This window comes from Erythrobacter sp. NE805 (assembly GCF_046452355.1).
In the GTDB taxonomy this organism is placed as follows: Bacteria; Pseudomonadota; Alphaproteobacteria; order Sphingomonadales; family Sphingomonadaceae; genus Erythrobacter.
In genome coordinates this window covers 1-954 of sequence record NZ_JBKFDI010000016.1, presented here as the reverse complement: position 1 = coordinate 954, position 954 = coordinate 1, and the positions used below count along the sequence as shown (strand labels likewise).

At 65.4% G+C, this 954-nt stretch carries 3 protein-coding genes; all 3 read right to left on the bottom strand.

Features of this window, described 5'->3' with window-relative positions; all coding sequences use genetic code 11:
• Nucleotides 1–213 (bottom strand): hypothetical protein (locus tag ACLBKU_RS17690; protein ID WP_410180891.1); only part of this gene is annotated, 213 nt, incomplete at its 3' end.
• Nucleotides 210–647 carry a hypothetical protein gene (locus ACLBKU_RS17685; RefSeq protein ID WP_410180888.1) on the bottom strand — a complete coding sequence of 146 codons (438 nt, stop codon included), beginning with the start codon at nucleotides 645–647 and terminating at the stop codon, nucleotides 210–212. The genes ACLBKU_RS17690 and ACLBKU_RS17685, both read right to left, overlap by 4 nt.
• Nucleotides 644–808, bottom strand: coding sequence for a hypothetical protein (locus ACLBKU_RS17680; RefSeq protein WP_410180890.1), 165 nt, complete (start codon nucleotides 806–808; stop codon nucleotides 644–646). Before ACLBKU_RS17680 ends, ACLBKU_RS17685 begins: the two co-directional genes overlap by 4 nt.
• Nucleotides 809–954 lie beyond the last annotated feature (146 nt).

Below are 954 nucleotides of genomic sequence, written 5' to 3'. Positions count from 1 at the left end.
ATAGTGCCCCTCCATCTTCTCGACGCGTTCCTCGATCTCGCCGACCTTCGACCGGACGCCGCTCAGCTCGGTGTTGAAAGAGTTCAGGCGCTCGTCGAGGTTGCCGGTGGTGACCGGGTTGGCCGCGCCGCCTTTCCAGCCAAGCCAGATGACGACGCCGATCCCGCCGAAGATGAAGAGGATGATGGAAATCTCGAGCCAGTTGGCGATCACATGTCGTCTCCCTTGCGGCCGATGGTCGACCGGGCCTTGTCGAAGATGTCGGTGATGAAGGCGCGGATCTGCTCGCCGAACAGCTCGACCAGCGAATAGCCGGAGAAGCCGAGGCCGATCGAAACCACGAAGGCGTAGAGCCACGAGGGGCGGCTCTCTATGATCCAGAGCAGGACCACGACCAGCATGATCGCGGTGACTGCGGCGAAGCTCAGCCACCCTAGCTGCGCCTCGGTGCGCCGGGCGAGGAGCCGGGAGAGGCCGATGCCGAGCACCGCCAGGAGGCAGGTGACGACGGGCACCGGCACGCCGGAGACGTCGACCAGGAACATGTGGCCGAGCGCCGGAGCCGGCGGCGGCGTCAAGCTCACCGCGGCCATGGTCGGCAGCCAGGCCATCATGAAGTCGCGGAAGCTGAGCGAGGCGGCGATCACGAAAGCACATCTTTCAGCAGCTCGGCCTGTTCGGCAGTGATGATGACCGACTTCATGCCGGAAGGGGTGAATGCGGTGAGCGTGAGCTGGTGCTCCTCGACCTTGACCATCGTCGTGCGAGCCAGAGGGCTGGGCCCCAGATTGTGGGTGCCGAGCTTCATTCGACAGGCTCCGCGGGGGTGAAGCGGACGGCCGACTGCGCCTCGACCCAGTCGATCAGCGCATTGAGCTGGAGCGCCTGCTCGCTGGCGATCAGAGCATCCTCGAGGCTCAGGCCTCCGGAGGCAGGAAGTCGGTCTTCACCGGC

What these genes read in the sequence shown, in the direction of transcription:
- ACLBKU_RS17680 (WP_410180890.1), bottom strand. Translation starts at nt 808, where the DNA reads ATGAAGCTCGGCACCCACAATCTGGGGCCCAGCCCTCTGGCTCGCACG.